Here is a 2,968-nt window from a genome sequence, read left to right as displayed (position 1 = left end):
CAGGAACCGCGCCCGTCCGGTGCGGGGTAGCCCGCCCGTGGCCGACTCCCCCCAACCGAACGCTCCCGCCTGGCGACCGCCCCAAGGCCTCGTCCGGCGGCTCGGGGCGCTGCTGTGGCCGTACCGTTGGCACGTCGCGACCGCGCTCGGGCTGACCCTCGTCGTCGCGTTCCTGGGGCCGCTCCGGCCTCGACTGGTCCAGATCGCCGTCGACGAGCACATCGTCACGGGGGATCTGCCGGGGCTGTTCCGCGTCGTCGGGCTGATCGCGGGCGTGCTGGTGGCCGAGGGCATCGCCTACTTCGCGCTCGGGTACCTGACGCAGTGGGTCGGGCAGCACGCGCTCTATGACCTGCGGACCCGGGTCTTCCGGTTCGTCGAGCGGCAGCGGCTGGCCTTTTTCGACAAGACACCGATCGGCACGCTGATCACGCGGGCGACGTCCGACATCGAGGCCCTGGCCGACTTGCTCTCGGCCGGCGCGGTGACCATCATCGGCGACCTGGGCCGTCTGCTGTTCATCGGCTATTTCATGCTCTCGCTCGACTTCGAGCTGGGGATGGTCGCGCTCGTCGCCCTCCCGCCGATGATCCTGGCGACGGAGATCTTCCGCCGCAAGATGCGCGCGGCGTACCGCGAGACGCGCAAGCAGGTCGGGCGGCTCAACGCGTTCATGCAGGAGCACGTGACGGGCATGAGCGTGGTCCAGATCTTCGGCCGCGAGGCCGAGGAGCAGCGCCGATTCCAGTCGGTCAACGGGGCTCATCGCGACGCCCACATCCAGACGGTCCGCTACTACGCGCTGTTCTTTCCGGTCGTCGACATCATCGCCGCGGTGGCGCTGGCGTTGGTCGTGTGGTTCGGCGGGACCGAGGCCATGCGCGAGGCCGTCACGGTGGGCACGCTGATCGCGTTCGTCCAGTACGTGCGGATGTTCTTCGAGCCCGTCCGCAACCTGTCGGACCAGCTCAACTCCATCCAGGCCGCCTTCGCCGCCTCGGAGCGCGTCTTCGACCTGTTGGACGACGACCAGTCGCTCCCGGAGTCGCCGGCGGTGCTCCATCTCGAGGACGGACGCGCCCAGGGCCGCATCGAGTTCGAGGACGTGTGGTTCGCCTACGAGCGGCTGCCCGAGGCCGACCTCGAGGACGGGGACCCCGACTGGAACTGGGTGCTGCGCGACGTCTCGTTCGTCTGCGAGCCCGGCCAGACCCTGGCGCTCGTCGGCGCGACGGGATCGGGCAAGACGACGATTTTGTCGCTCCTGCTCCGGTTCTACGAGCCCCAGCGAGGGCGCATCACCATCGACGGGGTCGACGTCAAAGACCTTCCCCTTTCGGAGGTGCGTCGGCAGGTCGGGCTGGTGCTTCAGGACGTGTTCCTCTTTTCGGGCACGATCGCGGAGAACGTCACGCTCGGCGACCCCAGCGTCACCATGGAGCAAGTGGCCGAGGCCGCGCGCCTGGTCGGCGCCGACACGTTCGTCGAAAAGCTGCCCGACGGCTACGGCTCGTCCGTCGGCGAGCGCGGCGCGACGCTGTCGCTCGGACAGAGACAGCTGTTGTCGTTCGTCCGCGCCCTGCTCTACGATCCCGCCGTGCTCGTCCTCGATGAGGCGACCTCGAGCGTCGACACGGAGACCGAGGAGATGGTCCAGCGCGCCGTCGACGTGCTGATGGAGGGCCGGACGGCCGTCGTGGTGGCCCACCGGCTATCCACGGTCCAGCACGCGAGCCAGATCCTGGTCCTGCACAAGGGCGAGGTCCGCGAGCGGGGAGACCACCAGGCGCTCCTGGCCGCCGACGGGCTGTACCGACGGCTCTACGAGTTGCAGTACGCGGAGCAGGAGACCGTCGCGTAGCGCCCAGGACAGGTCGCCCTCGATGGGGCCGCCCTCGAGGACGCAGCGTGCAGCGCGACCCGTTCGCATTCGTAGGGGCACGCCGCTGGCGTGCCCGTGCCGACCTCGATGCGCCGACCTCGATGCGCCGACCCCGAGGACAGGACGCACGAACGCGCCCTCGAGGTCGGAATACAGAACCACCCCCTGTCCCCCTCCTCATGCGAGGAGGGGAGACTCATTCTGGCCGCCTCGAGGGCGAGGACTTGACAGGAGCAGCTACAATTATTATCGTTAATCGACGATCAACGATTGACTGATCACCAAGCATTTGGTCGTCGCCTTGTTTTTCCAACTCCCAACTCCGATGAGACTCCCACGACTCCGCTTCCGAATCTGTAGCTGCTGCAACTGCTGCCCCGACTGCGGGTGCAGCGACGACTGCTGCGGCGGAGGCTGCTGCCAAGACACGTAGACCTTCCGCGGCGGGGCTCCGGTCCCGTCGCACACTCCCATGACCGACACGACCTCGATGGAGCGCCTGGCCCTCCAGGCCAAGGCCCTCTCCCACCCCGCCCGCTTGGCCATCCTCGAGACCTTGGGCACGCGCGGCACGTGCGTGTGCGGCGAGGTCGTCGAGGTCGTCGGGCTGGCCCAGTCGACCGTGTCCCAGCACCTCAAGGTGCTGCGCGAGGCGGGACTCGTCCGGGGCACGCCCGACGGCACGCGGTCTTGCTACTGCCTCGACGAGTCCGCCCTCGAGGACGTGGCCTCCCGGCTGAGCGCGTTCGTCTCGACCCTCACCTCCTGCTGCTCGGACGATGACTGCTGCTGCTGACGCCAAGAGCTCGGTGCTGTTCGTCTGCACCCACAACTCGGCGCGCTCCCAGCTTTCCGAAGCCCTGCTTCGCGACCGTCACGGCGACCGCTACGACGCGTTCAGCGCCGGCACCGTCGCGCGGGGCGTCCACCCCGGCGCCATCGCCGCCCTCGAGGACGCGGGCATCGAGCACGCCGGCCTGACGTCGAAGACGATCGAGAGCCTGGGCGACCGCGCGTTCGACATCGTGGTGACGGTCTGCGACAACGCTCGCGAGGCGTGCCCGTACCTGCCGGCCAAGGTCCGAA

At 68.8% G+C, this 2,968-nt stretch carries 3 protein-coding genes; all 3 read left to right on the top strand.

Translation table 11 applies throughout. From position 1 onward, the window contains the following. On the top strand, positions 1 to 1,861 hold a 1,861-nt coding region (locus WBA11_RS10225), incomplete at its 5' end, for an ABC transporter ATP-binding protein (protein WP_424520595.1). Positions 1,862 to 2,354: 493 nt separating this feature from the next. Beyond that, a complete protein-coding gene (locus WBA11_RS10220; protein ID WP_424520594.1) occupies positions 2,355 to 2,678 on the top strand; it encodes an ArsR/SmtB family transcription factor in 324 nt (107 codons plus the stop codon). Further along, a partial coding sequence (locus WBA11_RS10215; RefSeq protein WP_424520593.1) for an arsenate reductase ArsC occupies positions 2,662 to 2,968 on the top strand: 307 nt, incomplete at its 3' end. The genes WBA11_RS10220 and WBA11_RS10215, both read left to right, overlap by 17 nt.

The sequence above is a fragment of the Rubrivirga sp. genome (assembly GCF_049648075.1).
Taxonomy (GTDB): Bacteria; Bacteroidota; Rhodothermia; order Rhodothermales; family Rubricoccaceae; genus Rubrivirga.
This window is presented reverse-complemented; position numbering and strand designations above follow the sequence as displayed.